Annotated in this window: 16 protein-coding genes and 1 riboswitch; of the genes, 12 read left to right on the forward strand and 4 right to left on the reverse strand. The window is 62.7% G+C overall.

The genetic code is table 11. The annotated features are described in order from the left end of the window. Window positions 1–150: 150 nt before the first annotated feature. Entirely contained in the window at window positions 151–873 is a 723-nt protein-coding gene (gene fnr / locus G7047_RS03490; protein WP_166300788.1) for a fumarate/nitrate reduction transcriptional regulator Fnr, read from the reverse strand. Window positions 874–1,058: 185 nt separating this feature from the next. Here fnr and hemN point away from each other — a divergent pair, with 185 nt between their 5' ends. Beyond that, window positions 1,059–2,441 carry an oxygen-independent coproporphyrinogen III oxidase gene (gene hemN, locus G7047_RS03495; RefSeq protein WP_166311852.1) on the forward strand — a complete coding sequence of 461 codons (1,383 nt, stop codon included), beginning with the start codon at window positions 1,059–1,061 and terminating at the stop codon, window positions 2,439–2,441. Window positions 2,442–2,447: 6 nt separating this feature from the next. Beyond that, entirely contained in the window at window positions 2,448–3,170 is a 723-nt protein-coding gene (locus tag G7047_RS03500; RefSeq protein ID WP_166300791.1) for a sulfite exporter TauE/SafE family protein, read from the forward strand. A 477-nt stretch (window positions 3,171–3,647) separates the two neighbouring features. Here G7047_RS03500 and G7047_RS03505 read toward each other — a convergent pair whose 3' ends face one another. Both G7047_RS03505 and G7047_RS03510 read right to left on the reverse strand, forming a co-directional pair. Beyond that, window positions 3,648–4,022, reverse strand: a complete 375-nt coding sequence (locus tag G7047_RS03505) for a cell division protein ZapA (protein WP_166300793.1) — start codon at window positions 4,020–4,022, stop codon at window positions 3,648–3,650. Then, a complete protein-coding gene (locus G7047_RS03510) occupies window positions 4,019–4,243 on the reverse strand; it encodes a DUF904 domain-containing protein (protein WP_166300796.1) in 225 nt (74 codons plus the stop codon). Before G7047_RS03510 ends, G7047_RS03505 begins: the two co-directional genes overlap by 4 nt. Window positions 4,244–4,277: 34 nt before the next feature. Next, window positions 4,278–4,522, forward strand: a riboswitch (cobalamin riboswitch). Window positions 4,523–4,634: 112 nt separating this feature from the next. On the opposite strand from G7047_RS03510, the gene G7047_RS03515 reads away from it, so the two are divergent. Genes G7047_RS03515 through cobT form a run of 10 tightly spaced genes read left to right on the forward strand, consistent with a single transcriptional unit; the run spans window position 4,635 to window position 15,058 of the window. Then, entirely contained in the window at window positions 4,635–6,497 is a 1,863-nt protein-coding gene (locus tag G7047_RS03515) for a TonB-dependent receptor domain-containing protein (RefSeq protein ID WP_166300800.1), read from the forward strand. A 42-nt stretch (window positions 6,498–6,539) separates the two neighbouring features. Further along, window positions 6,540–7,139 (forward strand): bifunctional adenosylcobinamide kinase/adenosylcobinamide-phosphate guanylyltransferase, encoded by a 600-nt coding sequence (locus G7047_RS03520; RefSeq protein WP_166300803.1) that lies wholly within the window; start codon window positions 6,540–6,542, stop codon window positions 7,137–7,139. 60 nt (window positions 7,140–7,199) lie between these two features. Further along, on the forward strand, window positions 7,200–8,069 hold the full coding sequence (locus G7047_RS03525; RefSeq protein ID WP_371813877.1) for an ABC transporter substrate-binding protein: 870 nt from the start codon (window positions 7,200–7,202) through the stop codon (window positions 8,067–8,069). Next, a complete protein-coding gene (locus tag G7047_RS03530) occupies window positions 8,066–9,118 on the forward strand; it encodes an iron ABC transporter permease (RefSeq protein WP_166300809.1) in 1,053 nt (350 codons plus the stop codon). The genes G7047_RS03525 and G7047_RS03530 overlap by 4 nt, the downstream gene beginning before the upstream one ends. Continuing rightward, a complete protein-coding gene (locus tag G7047_RS03535; protein ID WP_166300812.1) occupies window positions 9,115–9,921 on the forward strand; it encodes an ABC transporter ATP-binding protein in 807 nt (268 codons plus the stop codon). Before G7047_RS03530 ends, G7047_RS03535 begins: the two co-directional genes overlap by 4 nt. Window positions 9,922–9,976: 55 nt before the next feature. Beyond that, window positions 9,977–10,546: a cob(I)yrinic acid a,c-diamide adenosyltransferase gene (gene cobO, locus G7047_RS03540; protein WP_166300815.1), complete on the forward strand. Its 570-nt coding sequence runs from the start codon at window positions 9,977–9,979 to the stop codon at window positions 10,544–10,546. Continuing rightward, window positions 10,546–11,517, forward strand: a complete 972-nt coding sequence (cbiB, locus tag G7047_RS03545; RefSeq protein WP_166300819.1) for an adenosylcobinamide-phosphate synthase CbiB — start codon at window positions 10,546–10,548, stop codon at window positions 11,515–11,517. The genes cobO and cbiB overlap by 1 nt, the downstream gene beginning before the upstream one ends. After that, entirely contained in the window at window positions 11,514–12,521 is a 1,008-nt protein-coding gene (locus G7047_RS03550; protein WP_166300822.1) for an aminotransferase class I/II-fold pyridoxal phosphate-dependent enzyme, read from the forward strand. The genes cbiB and G7047_RS03550 overlap by 4 nt, the downstream gene beginning before the upstream one ends. Next, a complete protein-coding gene (locus G7047_RS03555; RefSeq protein WP_166300825.1) occupies window positions 12,518–13,975 on the forward strand; it encodes a cobyric acid synthase in 1,458 nt (485 codons plus the stop codon). The genes G7047_RS03550 and G7047_RS03555 overlap by 4 nt, the downstream gene beginning before the upstream one ends. 24 nt (window positions 13,976–13,999) lie before the next feature. Further along, window positions 14,000–15,058: a nicotinate-nucleotide--dimethylbenzimidazole phosphoribosyltransferase gene (gene cobT, locus G7047_RS03560; RefSeq protein ID WP_166311853.1), complete on the forward strand. Its 1,059-nt coding sequence runs from the start codon at window positions 14,000–14,002 to the stop codon at window positions 15,056–15,058. A 23-nt stretch (window positions 15,059–15,081) separates the two neighbouring features. On the opposite strand, the gene G7047_RS03565 is transcribed toward cobT, so the two are convergent. Next, window positions 15,082–16,239 carry a DUF1631 family protein gene (locus G7047_RS03565; protein WP_166300828.1) on the reverse strand — a complete coding sequence of 386 codons (1,158 nt, stop codon included), beginning with the start codon at window positions 16,237–16,239 and terminating at the stop codon, window positions 15,082–15,084. Window positions 16,240–16,275 lie beyond the last annotated feature (36 nt).

Consider the following 16,275-nt stretch of genomic DNA (forward strand, 5'->3'; position numbering starts at 1 on the left):
CGCTCGCAGCGCATCAAACTGGCGCGGCCTAGGCGGAGGCTTGCCGAGCAGGGGCAGCCCCGCAGGGAGAGCTGCGTCCCCCTGCCCGCATTGCGCAAGCAATGTGTAGAGCGGGAGAATGTGCGCAGCGACTCAGGGGGCTGTCATTTTTCAGTGGCAGGTTTGCTGGCTGTTGACGATGTTGCGCAGTGCGGTGGCATCAATGATGCGCACATGGCGCTGCTTGACTTCCACAATGCCTTCTTCAACGAACTTGGAGAACGTGCGGCTCACCGTTTCGAGCTTCAGGCCAAGGTAGCTGCCGATTTCTTCGCGGGTCATGCGAAGCACCAGTTCCGATTGTGAGAAACCGCGTGCGTGCAGGCGCTGCACGAGATTGAGCAGGAAGGCGGCCAAGCGTTCTTCGGCACGCATGCTGCCGAGAAGCAGCATCACGCCATGCTCGCGAACGATTTCGCGGCTCATGATCTTGTGCACGTGGTGCTGCAACGCCTTGACTTCGCGGGAGAGTTCTTCAATGTTGTCGAAAGGCATGACGCAGACTTCGGCGTCTTCGAGCGCAACGGCATCACAGGTGTGGCGATCACTCACGATGCCGTCAAGACCAATGATTTCACCGGCCATCTGAAAGCCCGTGACCTGATCGCGACCATCTTCGGTCGCCACGCAGGTCTTGAAGAAGCCTGTGCGGATGGCGAACAGCGATGTGAAAGGCTCTCCATTGCGAAACAGCGTTGCGCCGCGCTTGACCCTGCGACGAACTGCGACCACCTCATCGAGTCTTTTTAGTTGATCGTCGGACAGGCCGAGTGGCATACAAAGTTCTCGCAGGTTGCAGTTGGAGCATGCGACTTTGATGGTTTGCGGTGTCATTGCAATGGCGCCTTATATAAGTTATCGGTTATTGGAAGTGGATAGTCCACTTGCCCCTCTACCGTTGGCATTTATGGAAAGAGCAGGAAGGATTGTCCCAGCCTACAAGAAAAGTGAATTGACTTGTATCAAGGACATTTCCGAACAGGTGCGGCACAGTAACAGCAGAACCTATGGAATCCGCTATGCCTGTTGTTACTCCCGAACTCATTCGACAATTCGACGTTTCCGGGCCCCGCTATACGTCCTACCCAACGGCAGATCGCTTCGTTGAAGCGTTTGGTCAAGATGACTATATCCTCGCTCTGCAACAGCGGCGCATTGGTTCTAATGCCAAAGCGCTGCCATTGTCCCTCTATGTGCACGTTCCGTTTTGTGAGTCTCTTTGCTATTACTGTGCGTGCAATAAGATTATCACCAAACATCCGGAGCGGGCGGAAGCGTATCTTCGCTATCTGAGTCGAGAGATCGATTTGCATACTGAACACTGTGGTGTCAATCAGCATGTAAGCCAATTGCACATCGGCGGAGGCACCCCGACATTTTTGTCGAATGAGGGTTTGCAGGATCTGATGTCGATGATCCGCCGGAATTTCGTGCTTGAACCCGGCGGCGAGTACTCCATCGAGATCGATCCAAGGACTGTCAACAATGATCGCCTGACGTTTTTGCACCAACTTGGGTTCAATCGATTGAGCTTCGGTGTGCAGGACTTCGATCCCGAGGTGCAGAAGGCCGTGCACCGTGAGCAGCCAGCCGAGCAGGTTTTCCAGCTGATGGAAGAGGCTCGCAGGATCGGCTTCGACTCGGTGAACGTGGATCTGATTTATGGCCTGCCGCGCCAGACGCCTGAATCCTTCGAGCGCACACTGGCTCAGGTTTGTGAGCTGCGGCCGGACCGGATTGCCCTGTATGCCTACGCCCACTTGCCGGAGCGCTTCAAGCCGCAGCGTCGCATTCTCTCGGACGATCTGCCCATGCCCTCCGCCAAAGTCGCAATGCTGGCCCGTTCGCTGGAGGTGTTTCAGGAGGCGGGATTTGTCTACATCGGGATGGATCACTTCGCGCTACCCGACGATTCCCTGGCCATTGCCAAGCGTCAGGGGCGTCTGCATCGCAATTTCCAGGGTTACAGCACGCAGCCCGATTGCGATCTGATAGGGCTAGGGGTGTCGGCCATCGGCAAGGTTGGGGCCACCTACAGCCAGAACGCGAAGACGCTGGATGATTACTACGACTGCATCAACCATGGGCGATTGCCAGTCGTGCGCGGGCTCGCGCTCTCGCGCGACGACCTGCTGCGTCGCTCGGTCATCATGGCGCTGATGTGTCAGGGCGAGCTGTTGTTCGAGTCCATCGAGCAGGCTTGGCTGATCGATTTTTCCAGTTACTTCGCTCCCGAACTGGAGCAACTGGAGGCCATGCAGGAGCAGGGGTTGGTCAGGTTGCACGAAGACAGCATCGAGGTTACCGCCATGGGTTGGCACTTCGTGCGCGGCGTCGCCATGCTGTTTGACCGCTATCTGCAGGGCAATCGCAACCGCGAACGCTTCTCGCGCATCATCTGACCGGCCATGTGGGCGATTGCCTCGGCCGCCTTTCTGATGGGATTGCTAGGGGGGGCACATTGCCTCGTGATGTGTGCTGCCCCGTGCAGCGCGCTTTTGCAGTCCTCGAAGGAGGGCGGTGATCGCATCCATGTCGTGAAATTCGTGCGCAACGGGCACTCTTGGCTGCGCCCGTTGCTGTTCCATCTCGGGCGCATTCTGGGTTACTCGCTCGTCGGGGCCATGGCCGCCTACGCGATGGACCGGCTTGCGTGGTTCAGTCAGGGTACGAGCGCGCTGCGGCCCGTCTGGAGCATCGTGCACGTGGTCATCATCGGCTGGGGTTTGATGATGTTGATGCGTTTGAATGCGCCCGCGTGGATGGAGTCTGCCGGACGTACTCTCTGGCAACGCGTCCAGCCGGTGGTCTCACGCCCCGGTGGAATTTTTGCAGTGGGCTGTGGTTGGGCTTTCATGCCCTGCGGACTGCTGTATTCCGCACTGTTGTTGGCAGCCCTGAGTGGTGGGCCCGCCGCTGGTGCGCTTTCGATGGCGCTGTTTGCCGTGGCGAGTGGCATCTGGCTGTTGGCGGGGCGCTGGCTCTGGATCAGTCTGGGCGAACGCGTGCGTGATCCGCGCTGGGAGGCCTGGGGCTCCCGGATTGCGGGGCTGATCTTGGTGGCGTTGGGCGCAATGGCTCTTTGGTGGGGTGTTGTGCATCAGCAGCCCGCGCCTTGGTGTCTACCATGAGAGCGTGTTTGCGGTCTCTACGCGGTCTTCCAGGCGCGGCCTCGGGCGGTCTGCTGCGTTGCAAATCCTCGCAATAGCCCAAGCTATTGCTTGCTGTTTGTGCCTTGCAGCCCATCCCGATCCGCATCCTGCAAACCTTCGCGCTGAGATCGCAAACACGCTCTGAATGAAAAATGGCTCCTGACGAGGTCAAGGAGCCATTTTTTGGAATAAGGTGTCTGCAAACGCCGCCGAGCCGTCATCCTGAACCGGGGGTTCAGGTGGGCAAGAGCAACCTGACATTGGGTTCATCTGACGCGAGACGATCACGCTCATCAGGTAATGTATCAAGCCCGTGCTCAGGGAGCATTGGTTCAAGGAAATATAAAGCCCGACAGCATCGCAGACGCCTCCATTGTAGTTGTCTGGAGGGCGTCCTTTGAATAGCTGAGGTCAATTCTCGGACGTTGTTGGACTTCTTTACAGAAGTACGTGCCGTCAGAGCAGGCGGCCGTCGTCGCCCAGTGTTTCATCCAGACGCTGCAGCAGGCCCCGCACGCGGGCTTCGTCGTCCTCGCTCAGCGTCGGCGTGGTGTGCGTGGCTGCGGGCGCTGCAGTGGCAACCGCAGCGAGCAAGGCATCCGTCTGTTCCTTGGCCGCCAATGCCGCAGTTTCGTGGTCGGCTATCTCGAACGCCATGTTGAGTGCAGCCAGCACGGCAATGCGTTCGCGCGCGCGGACCTTGCCTGCATCACGGATGCGAGTCATCGCCGCATCGACGCGTTCGACCGCGCTGAGCATGCGCGTTTCCTGGTCTTCGGGGCAGCTCAGCAAATAGCTCTGCTGCATGATCTTGACCTCGATCTGCTTCATGACGCTTCGTCTTTCGAATCCGGAATATCGGGCAGCCGCTCCAGCAGCGAATCCATGCGGTGGCGAACCGTCTGAAGGCGGGATTTGAGGGAGTCGCGCTCTTGCGTCAGGGTCAGAACCTGCTGGGACAGCAACGCGTTGGTGCGCTGCAATTCAGCATGACGAACCAACAGACGCTCAACGCGCTCGGAGATCTGATCTAGGGAGGATGGTGGAGCCATACAAATACTATTGTACGGATCGCGGCATAAACAATCGTAAAATTACGTCGTTGGTGCTCGCGGCGTGGTTCACACGCCGCAGTTCAACGGGAAGCAGGGACGGGTCTCCGCCATGGAAATACCCCGAGCCTGCGCTGCCCCCGCAACGGTCAGCGGACGAATCCCACAGGGATTCCCTCTTCGCCAGCACAGCCACTGCATGCCTTGAACAAGCGCGCGGGAAGGCGGTTGAGGAGTGTGCCGCCAGCCCGGATACCGGCCAACACGGTGGTCTTGAGTGCTCGCGTTTCCTGATGGCATGGAGTCAGCAGGGTCTTCTCGCGCGCCCAAGGCTGTGATGCCATTGTGCCGACGGGGAGGTCGGACGCGGTGATTCCTCCAATTTTTGTCCATGATGACAACTCGTTCTGTTGTGTTGGCCCGTTCTGCGGCTTTGCCTTTGGCGCTTGCCGCCTGTTTTCCTACTTTTGCCCAGACGCTGGTGGCCCAGGCCGCCACGGCATCCGAACTGCGTGAGACGGTGGTGACCGCCACGCGCGTGGAGCAGCCACTTTCTGATCTGGTGGCCGATGTATCGATCATCGACTCGACGACGCTGCGCAAGAGCGGCGCCGTGAGCGTGGCGGACGTGCTCTCGCGCGTGCCGGGCGTTCAGATCTCGAGCAATGGCGGCCCGGGTGCCAACGCTGGCGTGTTCGTGCGTGGAGGTGAGAATCGCTTCACCGCCGTCTACATCGACGGCGTGCGGGTGGATTCGCAATCGGTGGGAGGCATGCAGTGGGAGCAGATCCCGCTCTCGCAGATCGACCGCATCGAAGTGCTGCGCGGCCCGGCTGCTGCGGTCTATGGTTCCGACGCCGTCTCCGGCGTGATTCAGCTCTTCACCAAGAAGGGCGAGGGCAAGCCAGCGCCCTATGTGGGCGTGGGCTTCGGCAACCAAGGCACGCGCACGGCGGAGGCCGGAGTGAGCGGCAGCGCGGGCGCGTTCGATTATTCGCTCGGCGTCTCGCATGAGCGCAGCGATGGCTTCAACGCCCGTCCCATCTCCACCGTCAACCCCGACGATGACGGCTACAAGCGCACCTCCGGCAACGCGCGCGTGGGCTGGAACTTCGCGCCCGGCCAGCGCCTGCAGGCCTCGTTCCTGGCCAGCAATCTGAATTCGCAGTACGACGACACCGTCAGCCGCACGAACGACGACCGCAACCACAACCAGCTGCGTACCGCCGCGCTGTCGTGGGATGCCAAGTGGAGCGATCGCTACAGCACGCTCGTGCAGGTCAACGAGTCGAACGCCAAGTACAGCTCAGAGCCGAACTTCTACATGACTGAGACGACGGTGCGCAGCTACTTGTTCCAGAACGAGTACCGCGTGGGCGTGCACCGTTTCACTGCGGCGCTCGAGCGTCGCGAAGACGAGCTGCACAACCCGGCGACGGCGTTTGCGCCCGATCTTAAACGTGATCGTTCGCAGAACGCACTCGCGCTCGGCTACGGCCTGATCGCCGGAGCGCATACGCTGCAGGCCAATCTGCGCCGTGACGACGACAGCGAATTCGGCGGCAAGAGCACCGGCAGTCTCTCGTATAGCTACGCGATCAACAGCGAATGGCGCGTGACGGCCGCGGGCGGTACCTCGTTCCGCGCGCCGACGCTCTACCAGCGCTTTAGCGAATACGGCGATGCATCGCTGCAGCCCGAGACTGGCCGCAATATCGAGATTGGTACGCGTTGGACGCGTGGCTCGAGCAGCGCGGGCGTGGTGGCTTATCGCAACCGCGTGAAGAACCTGATTGTCTACGGCGCTGCGGGCACCTGCCCATCGCCCTGGGGCTGCTATCAGGCCGTGGGCCGTGCCGAATACGAAGGCGTGACGCTGAGCGCCGCGCACAAGCTCGGCCCCGTGTCGTTGAACGGCTCGGTCGATTTCCAGAATCCGCATGATCTGGATACTGGCCGTCAGCTTGCACGTCGCTCCAAGCGCTACGCCAAGCTGAGTGCGGACACCGACATCGCTGGCTGGACCGTGGGGGCGGAAATGAACGCCGCATCACGCCGCTACGACAGCTCCTCGGGCAACAACATGCTCGGCGGCTACACGGTGTTCAACCTCTACACCAGCACCAACATCGGCCGCGATTTCACGCTGCTTGCGCGCGTGAACAACATCGCCGACAAGGACTACCAGCTCGCACGCAACTACGCCACGCCGGGCCGCACGCTCTACGTCGGTCTGAAGTGGGCGCCGCAGTAAGCGCGGCCGTTTGAACGCAGCACAAGGCCGCATGGAATCAGCATGACGACAAGACACGGCATCGACAGCGATCGCAACACCATTGCACGCAGCGAGCTGATTCTGGGCGGCCAGAAAAGCGGCAAGTCGCGTCGCGCGGAACTGCTCGCGCGGCAGTGGCTTGCCGGGTGCTCTGCGCATCGCGCTGGCCTGATCGCGACAGGGCAGGCGTGGGATGACGAGATGCGTGAGCGCATCGCGCGCCATCAGCGCGACCGGGCCGAGCGCGTGCCGGGCCTCTTCACGCTGGAAGAGCCGCGTGCGGTGGGCGAGCTGATCTCCGTGAAGTCTGATGCGAACACGCTGCTTATCGTCGATTGCCTCACGCTCTGGCTCACCAACTGGCTCATGCCCATGGAAGCTGCGGACGTGAGCGGGCACGATTGGGCGGCGCAATCGGCTACATTTTTGCGCTCCGTGAGGAAAGCGCCCGGACCCGTCATCCTGGTGGGAAACGAGATCGGTCTGGGTGTGATTCCGATGGGGCGCGAGGTGCGTGCTTTTGTGGATGCGTTGGGCTTGCTGAACCAGCAGGTCGCCAGCGCCTGCGCCCGTGTGACGTTGATGGCGGCGGGCTTGCCGCTCAGTTTGAAGGACGAGTGAGTGATGAGTGAATCGAGCGGCGTTCGCAGTGCCCCATCCCGTTTTGCGCGCATGGCAACGATGGTCCGGCGTGCTGCATTGGCAGCGCTCATCTTGGACGGTTTTGTCGCTTCGGCGCATGCGGTCCAGATCATCGACGATCGGGGCAAGACCTTTGATTTCAAGACAGCGCCGCAACGCATCGTGTCCTTGCTGCCGTCGCTCACCGAGAGCGTCTGCGCGCTGCAGCAATGCCATCGCATCGTCGGCACAGATCGTTATTCCAACTGGCCCGCATCGGTGAACCAGTTGCCCAAGGTCGGCGGCGGTATCGATCCCAACATCGAGGCCGTGGTGGCGCTCCAGCCCGACCTGGTGCTGATGTCCACCAGCGGCCGTGGACGTGATCGGTTGGAGGCGTTGGGCTTCACCGTCGTCGCGATGGAGCCGCGCCAACTGGCCGATGCCGAGCGGGTGCTCAACACCGTCGGTGCGATCTTGCATGTGCCGCCGGAGCAGGGTGCCCAGCGCACCTGGCGCGAGATCGACGCGGCGGTGGAAGCCGCTCGGCAATCGCTGCCCGCGCGCGTCAAGGGCGTGCGGGTCTATTTTGAAGTGAGTCGCGGTCCCTATGCGGCGGGTGAGAAATCCTTCATGGGCGAAATCCTCACGCGGCTCAGTGCGCGCAATGTCGTACCCGCATCGCTCGGGCCGTTTCCGCGACTCAATCCTGAATTCATCGTGCGCGCGAATCCCGACGTCATCATGATCGGCAATCGCAGCATGCAGGAGGCCGAGACCTATCCGGGCTGGGGCGCGATGAGGGCGGTGCGCGAAAAGCGCGTGTGCTCGTTCGACGCCGCCGAGTCCGACGTGCTGGTGCGCCCCGGTCCGCGCATGGCCGAAGCCGCGCGGCTGATGGCACGCTGTCTGGCGGACAAGGCGCCATGAGTTCATCCATGGCTGCATCCTTGTCCGACATACCTGCACTCAGCTCCAATCGCCATCGCGCCGCATGGTTGATGCTGGCATTGGTACTCATCAGCGTGCTGCTGATCGCGGTTGGCGCGGCTGTGGGCAGCACGGGTTTCGAGAGCCTGATGCATCTGGCGGACGACCCCGTGGCGCGGCAGATCGTCACGGAAATCCGTTTGCCGCGCACCGTCGGCGCGTGGTTGGCTGGTGGCCTGCTGGGTCTTGCAGGAGCCATCGCGCAAGGGCTGTTCCGTAATCCGTTGGCCGATCCGTATTTGCTGGGAAGCGCATCGGGCGCCACGCTTGGCGGAGCGCTCGCAATGACGTGGCTCGGCGTCGCGCCCGCATCGGCCAGCCTGTTGGCGCGCATGGGCATCACCGGCGTGGCCTTTGTGGGTGCGGCGGGTGCAGTCATACTCACTTTGATTCTGGCGCGCGGCGCTCAGCACACTCTGCGCTTGTTGCTTGCGGGTGTGATTGTGGGCGTGGTGCTGGGCGCGGCTCGCGATCTGGTGGAACTCAGTTCGCCGGAAATTCTGCAGGCGATGCAAGCCTTCACCCTCGGCACGACGGCGTTCGTCGGGTGGTCTGCGGTCGGCATGATGTTTGGCAGCTGGCTGCTGTGCGCTGTGACGGCATGGGCGTTGGCGCGCGCGCTCGATGGGCTGACGCTGGGTGAGGCGACGGCCGCTAGTCTGGGCCTCCCGCTCGGACCGATGCGCGCGGGGCTGATTGCCGCCATGGCGCTCGCGACGGGAACTGCTGTGGCGCATACCGGCCTGATTGCGTTCGTTGGTTTGGCCGCGCCGCATCTGGTGCGCTCGATGGTGCGGGTGACGCATCCATGGCATGTGCTGCTCTCGGGCCTCATGGGCGCGGTGCTGCTGCTGGCGGCCGACGTGCTCGCGCGTTGGCTGATCGCGCCGCAGGAACTGCCAGTCGGAGTGCTCACCGCAGCACTTGGCGGTACCTATCTACTGTGGCTCATGCACCGCCGCTCGTCGAGTGCGGGAGGTGGCCTATGACCTCGACACAATGGGCGATCCGCGCAAGAAACGTCACCGTGCGTGCGGGCGATGCCGAGATTCTTCATGGCATCGATCTCGACATTCCCGCCGGTCGCTGGACCAGCATCGTCGGGCCGAATGGTGCGGGAAAATCGACGTTGCTCAAGGCGGTATCGGGGTTGCTCAAGCATGCCAAGGTGCAGTCCGATATCGAACTGCTGGGTATACCGTTTCACCAGATTCCGGTGCGCGAGCGCGCGCGCCGCATGGCCTGGCTCGGGCAGAACGAAGTCGCGATGGAAGAGCTTCAGGTCCACGATGTGGTGATGCTCGGTCGTTTGCCGCATCAGGCCTGGCTGGCGCCGCCGGGCAAGGCAGATTTCGATGCGGTCGAGCAGGCGCTGCAGGCCACGCAGGCATGGCAGTGGCGCGCCCGTCCGCTTTCTCAACTTTCGGGTGGCGAGCGTCAGCGGGTGCTGCTGGCGCGTGCGCTCGCGGTGCAGGCCGAGGTGCTGCTTATGGACGAGCCGCTCGCGAATCTTGACCCTCCCCATCAGACCGACTGGATGCACACGGTGCGCGATCTTGTTGACGCGGGCAGCACCGTGGTCAGCGTGCTGCACGAGGTGTCGATTGCGTTGCAGGCCGATGATCTGGTGATCATGGCGAACGGGCGCGTGCAGCACCACGGTGCGTGCAGTGATCGCGCAACCCATGCGGCGCTCGAAGAAGTGTTTGAGAGCCGCATCCGCGTGCAGCAGGTCGATGGTGTCTGGGTCGCTCTGCCGCATTGGCGGTCGCGGCACAAGGCACCGGCCTGAACCACTACTCCATTCAATCGTGCGAAGCCGCACGGAACACAACGGAACAAGCAAAATGGAAATCGAAAATCCGCCAGTGGACAAAAGCTACGAGAAGCCCGACGGCGAGCGGCGCGGCCTGCTGCTCGTGAACACGGGTGATGGAAAGGGCAAGAGCACGGCGGCATTCGGCCTCGCACTGCGCGCCCATGGCCGCAGCAAGAAGGTCAAGATCTTCCAGTTCATGAAGGTGCCGACTGCGCGCTTTGGCGAGCACCGCATGTTTGAGAGTCTGGGCATTCCCATCGAAGGGCTGGGTGATGGCTTCAGCTGGAAGAGCCGCGACCTTGAACATTCCGCCGAGCTTGCACGCGAAGGCTGGGAACGCGCGCGCGCGGTGATCATGTCGGGTGACCATTTTCTGGTGGTGCTCGACGAGATCACCTATCCGCTGATCTACGGTTGGTTGCCGCTCGATCAGGTGTTGGCCACGCTGGCCGAGCGTCCGCGCCATGTGCATGTGTGCATGACGGGCCGCCGCTGCCCGCAGGAGATCATCGACGTGGCGGACACTGTCACCGAGATGAAGCTCATCAAGCATGCCTTCAAGGCAGGCATTCCCGCGCAGCGCGGCATCGAGGATTGATGGAGGCGGACGGTATTTTGCAGACAGGCGGAATTTTCGCGTTGGCCTTGTTGATCGCGCTCGTGGTTGACCGTTGGTGGGGCGAGCCCACTGCACGCTGGCATCCCGTGGTGTGGATGGGGCGTGCGCTGCAGCGCGTGGGCAACGCCACTGCGCCGACCGAGCCCACGGGCCGCGACATGACGAGCTTCTGGCGCGCGGCCGTATGCTGGTGCGTACTCGCGCTGATCGGCGTGGCTGTGGCGGTGCTGCTGCAGGCGGCAATTCTTTGCTACGCGCCGTGGTGGCTGGCTTGTGTGCTGCTGGGCCTGTTGATCAAGCCGATGCTGGCTTGGCAGATGCTCCACGCGGAAGTGACGGCAGTGGAGGATGCACTGGCGCGCTCGTTGTCCGAAGGTCAGGCGCAGCTTGGCCGACTGGTGAGCCGTGACGTGCAGGTGCTTGGCGAGGTGCAGGTGCGCGAAAGCGCCATCGAATCGCTAGCTGAAAATCTCAATGACTCGGTGATCGCGCCGATCTTCTGGCTCGTCGTCGCCGGGCTGCCGGGCGCGGTTCTTTATCGTTTTGCGAACACGGCCGATGCCATGTGGGGCTACCCCGGAATGCGCGGCGGACGTTACTGGCAATGGGCGGGAAAGTGGGCCGCGCGGGCCGATGATGTGATGTCATGGATTCCCGCGCGCATCACGGCCGTGGCGCTGTGGTGCGTGACGGGCTGCGAACGCTGGAGCGCACTGGTTGCGAATGCGCGAAAGACCCCCTCGCCCAATAGCGGCTGGCCGATGGCTGCGATGGCGCTGGCGCTTGGTGTGCGCCTGTCCAAACCCGAGGTGTATGTGCTCAATCCGGAAGGGCGCAACGCAGAGCCGGGTGACATCGCACGCAGTGCGGCGATCGCCTCGCGTGCGGTGGGTTGCGTGGTGATGCTGGCGGTTTTCTGTCTGGTGTCGATGGTGGTGGTACGCGCATGATGCTGCAGGCCATTCCCGAATCGGTGCACGGCGGGCCGGATGCAAAGGGCGTGCCGCGGCATGATTTTTCGACCAATGCGAATGCATGCGGGCCTTGCGAGATTACGCAAGCCGCGTTGCGCAACGTTGATGCCGCGCACTATCCCGATCCGCACTACACGCAGTTGCGAGAGTGGCTTGGTACGTTTCATGGAGTCGATGCGGATCGCATTGTTCTGGCCGCGAGCGCGAGCGAATTCATGCAGCGCATCAGTGCCTTCGCGGCGCGCATCGGCTTTCGCCATGCGCGCGTGCCGCAGCATGGCTATGGCGACTACACGCGGGGTGCGCGGGTCTGGGAGCTGGAGCTTGCAGCAAGCGATTCGCCCGCGCTGCACTGGGCCTGCGAGCCGGCGAGCCCGCTGGGCTCGCGCGATGCGGCCATTGATGATTGGTTGGATGAGTCCGTCGCGACGCACGACATCCGCGTGCTCGATTGCGCCTATGTGCCGCTGATGCTGGATGGCGCGACGCCGCGCCTGCCGAGCACCGCCTGGCAGCTCTGGACGCCGAACAAGGCGCTCGCGTTGACGGGGGTACGCGCGGCTTATGCGATTGCGCCCGCGCATGTGTCGGCGGAGCACCTCGCCGTGCTGCGCGCGATGTCGGCATCATGGCCCGTCGGGTCGCACGGCGTGACCATGCTCGAGAGCTGGATCGCGCCCGAGGTGCAGCGTTGGCTGAAGGCATCGCTCGCGACATTGAGCGATTGGAAGCGCGCGCAGATCGCGCTGTGTGAGTCACTCGGGTGGTCGGTGCTTCCGGGCAGTCTCTCTAACTATTTCACCGCGCGACTGCCGCAGGAATGCCGCATGGACGAGGTGCTGAGTGCGCTGCGCAGTTGTGGCATCAAGCTGCGCGATTGCGCATCGTTCGGTCTGCCGCAGCATGTACGGGCGGGCGTGCTGCCGCCACAGTCGCAGGCAGCATTGAGAGATGGTTGGATACAGGGAGTCATCGGATGAGTGCACGTTGCATCATGGTTCTGGGCACGACGAGCGGGGCGGGCAAGAGCTGGCTCACCACGGCGCTGTGTCGTTGGTACGCGAATCAAGGCTTGAGGGTTGCGCCGTTCAAGGCGCAGAACATGAGCAACAACGCGCGTGTGGTCTCGGCGCACGATGGCGGCTTCGGCGAGATCGGCAGTGCGCAGTATTTTCAGGCGCTTGCCGCACGCGCGACGCCTGATGTGCGCATGAACCCGTTGCTGCTCAAGCCCGAGGCCGATACGCACAGCCAGGTCGTGCTGCTCGGGCAGGTGAGCCGCGAGCTCACGGCGCTGCCATGGCGTGGCCGCAGCCAGAAAGTGTGGCCGCAGATCGCGGCGGCGCTCGATGAGTTGCGCGCCGAGAACGACGTGGTGGTGATCGAGGGCGCGGGCTCTCCGGCCGAGATCAATTTGCATGCGAGTGACGTGGTCAACATGCGCGTGGCGCGGCATGCGGATGCGCGCTGCCTGCTGGTCTCCGACATCGATCGCGGTGGTGCATTCGCGCATCTCTTTGGCACGTGGGCGCTGCTGCCAGAAGATGAACAGGCGCTCATCAAAGGCTTTGTGCTCAACAAGTTCCGCGGCGACGCTACGCTGCTCGCGCCTGCGCCGCAGATGCTTTTCGAGCGCACGGGCATTCCAGTGGTCGCGACGATTCCAATGCAATGGAATCACGGTCTGCCCGAAGAAGACGGTGTGTTCGATGATCGTGCGCAGGGCACGTCGGGCGCAGTGCACACGCGGGTTGCGGTGATCGCTTATCCGCGCATCAGCAATCTCGATGAATTCCAGCCGCTCAAGAACGTGAGCGGCGTGCGTTTGAATTGGGCGCGCAGTCCGGCCGATGTGGAAGGCGCGGACTGGATCGTCCTGCCAGGCTCGAAGTCCACCGCAGCCGATCTCGCCTGGCTGCGTGCGCAGGGGCTGGATGCGGCCATCGCCTCACATGCTGCGAGGGGCGGCATGGTGCTGGGTGTGTGCGGGGGCTTGCAAATGCTGGGCGAGGCGCTGATCGATACCGTCGGCGTGGATGGCAACGCGCCGGGGCTGGGGCTGCTGCCGTTGGTCACCAGCTTTGAAGAGAACAAGACCGTGCAACTGACTGACACGTGTTTCGGCGATGTGCTTGGTGGCTGGAAGACCTTGTCTGGCGTGGCCTTGCGCGGCTATGAAATCCACCATGGACAGACCGCGCAGCATCCCGCAATGGAAGCTGCGGGCGACGTCGCCCGGATGGTGATTCCGGGTGTAGCGTGGCAGAACGGTGCGGGCAATGTGCTGGGGCTGTATTTGCATGGCATGTTCGAAGACGCCAACGTGCTGCAGGCCTTGTTCGGTGAGCGTGCCACCACGCTCGACGCGGTGTTCGAGCGCATGGCGCAGGGCGTGGGCGAGTGGTTCGATCCCGCTGCACTCGCGTTGAATTGAAGAGATTTTGAAAGACAGATGACTATGCTGATGATTCCCGAAATTGCATCGATTGCCGATGAGGCGCTGAGCGCCAGACTGCAACGACGCATCGACAGCAAGACCAAGCCGCTCGGCGCACTGGGTCGGCTCGAGACGCTGGCGCATCGCATCGGCACCATTCTGGGCACCGAAGAGCCCGTGCTGCACGAGCCGCAGGTGCTGGTGTGCGCGGCAGACCATGGCCTCGCGGCCAAGGGCGTGTCAGCCTATCCGAGCGACGTGACCTGGCAGATGGTCGAGAACTTTCTGGCAGGCGGTGCGGCGGTCAGCGTTCTGGCGCGCCAGAACGGTCTGGCGTTGACGGTAGCGGACTGCGGCGTGGCGCGCGAGATCCCGCTGCGTGAGCACAAGCAGGGCGCACCGCGACTCGTTTCGTGCCGTGTGGCCGCGGGCACGCAGGACGCGAGCGCGGGCCCCGCGATGACGATGGTGCAGTGCGAACAGGCCATCGCGAACGGTCGGCAACTGGTGCGCGACATGCCGGGCAACGCTTTGCTGCTTGGCGAAATGGGCATCGGCAATACCTCGGTCGCTTCGTTGCTGCTCGCGCGATTGGGTGGCGTTTCGTTGGCCGAATGCACGGGCGCGGGCACGGGTTTGAACGCGGCGGGCGTGGCTCGCAAGCTTCAGATTCTGGAGACTGCGCTGCGGGCCAACGTCGATGCGACCGCGCCGCTGCAGGCACTCGCCGCACTCGGCGGTTTTGAGGTCGCGGCGCTCACTGGCGCGGTGCTAGAGGCCGCTGTGCAGCGTCGCGTGATCGTGGTGGATGGTTTCATCACCACCGCCGCCGTGCTGGTAGCCAGTCGCCTGCAACCAGCGGTGTTGGAGCGCTGCGTTTTCGCACACCGCTCGGGCGAACCGGGCCACACGCACATGCTGCGCTTGCTCCAAGGCGAGGCGCTGCTCGACATGGGACTGCGTCTGGGTGAAGGTTCCGGTGCGGCGCTGGCGTGGCCGCTGTTGGAATCGGCCTGCGTGATCTTGCGCGAGATGGCGAGCTTTGAATCGGCTGGGGTGGATGGCAGCAACCCGGCCTGATTCTGCCGATGGTGGGCGCTGATTCAGTACGTGCTGTGCCGCATTTGACTATAGAACGCGCTGTCGGGTGCAGTGTCCGGGTCTTGCACGCGCTGCAGGCTTTGCTTGTCGGCGAGGCTGTCGAGCATGCGGCGTGTGAGGGATTGCGTGCTGCCGTCCTGCGCGGTGAACATGAAGGATGACAGCGTGCTGTTGGCCCAGGTCAGTTGCGTACGGATGCAACGCTGCTGGATCCACATATCGAACCATTGACCGGCTTGATATGGCTCGATGTGGATGTCGACATCTGCGTTGGTCGGCGTTTGCAGTTCGGTCGCGGTCTCCGCAGTTTCCTGTGGTTCTGTCTCTGCAATTTTTGCGAGATGGGCGTGCAGTCGCGTGATCCGCTGCTGCATCGGTGCGATGTCGACTTCCCGATATCCCACGCTGGCGAGTCCTTCACCCACCAGATTGGCCAGTTCGCTGGTCCAAGACAGTAGCCGACGGGCGTCGTCGCGTTCGATGTCGGGCTGTACGCACCAGAGCAGTACGGGTGCCATCGTCAGATATTTTCCGGCGCGCTGCTTGTTGGTCGAGCATTGCGAATGTGCCGCAACCCTGGCCCATGGTCCTGTGAGAAATTCAAGCCATAACGCGGGCGCCAAACGCGCTGTCGGGAGCGATTCGAAGGCCGATGCGTTCTCGCGAATCAAATCCTGAAAGGCATCCGGATAGCCTGCTGCCGCCATCGCCGCGAGGCTGGTTGAGGAAGGTTTTTCCCAGGCGCGATTCCACATGCGATGCATATGCTCGAAGGCAGCGGCGTCATGCACGGGCAGGGTGGTGAGATGGCGCACCGTCTGGTTGGCGAGCGCGATGAATCGCTCGAATTTCTCGGAGCTTGCGTCGGGGTAGCGCAGACCGCGCTCGATCACCGTGTCGATGAGCTTGCGGGACGCGTGGCGCTCGTCGGAAAGAGCGGCTGCGTCGCGCTGCACGAGACGGATGAGTGGGAGTTCAAAACTCTGCACCACCTGGCCCAAGGCCGTGGGCAGAGGTTGGCGTTGCTTGAGTTCATCGAGCCACCGACGCAGGCTGGCTGAGTTGGTGGACACCGCGACAGGGCGCGAATCGCTGATCGTGCCGTCATTCAGGACGCTGCTCTCGAAGGCTTGGGAAAACGAATCGGAGTTCGGCGGCATGGCCAGTCGCATTGGTTTGAAACTGACCCCATCATA

Source organism: Diaphorobacter sp. HDW4A (assembly GCF_011305995.1).
Taxonomy (GTDB): Bacteria; Pseudomonadota; Gammaproteobacteria; order Burkholderiales; family Burkholderiaceae_C; genus Diaphorobacter_A.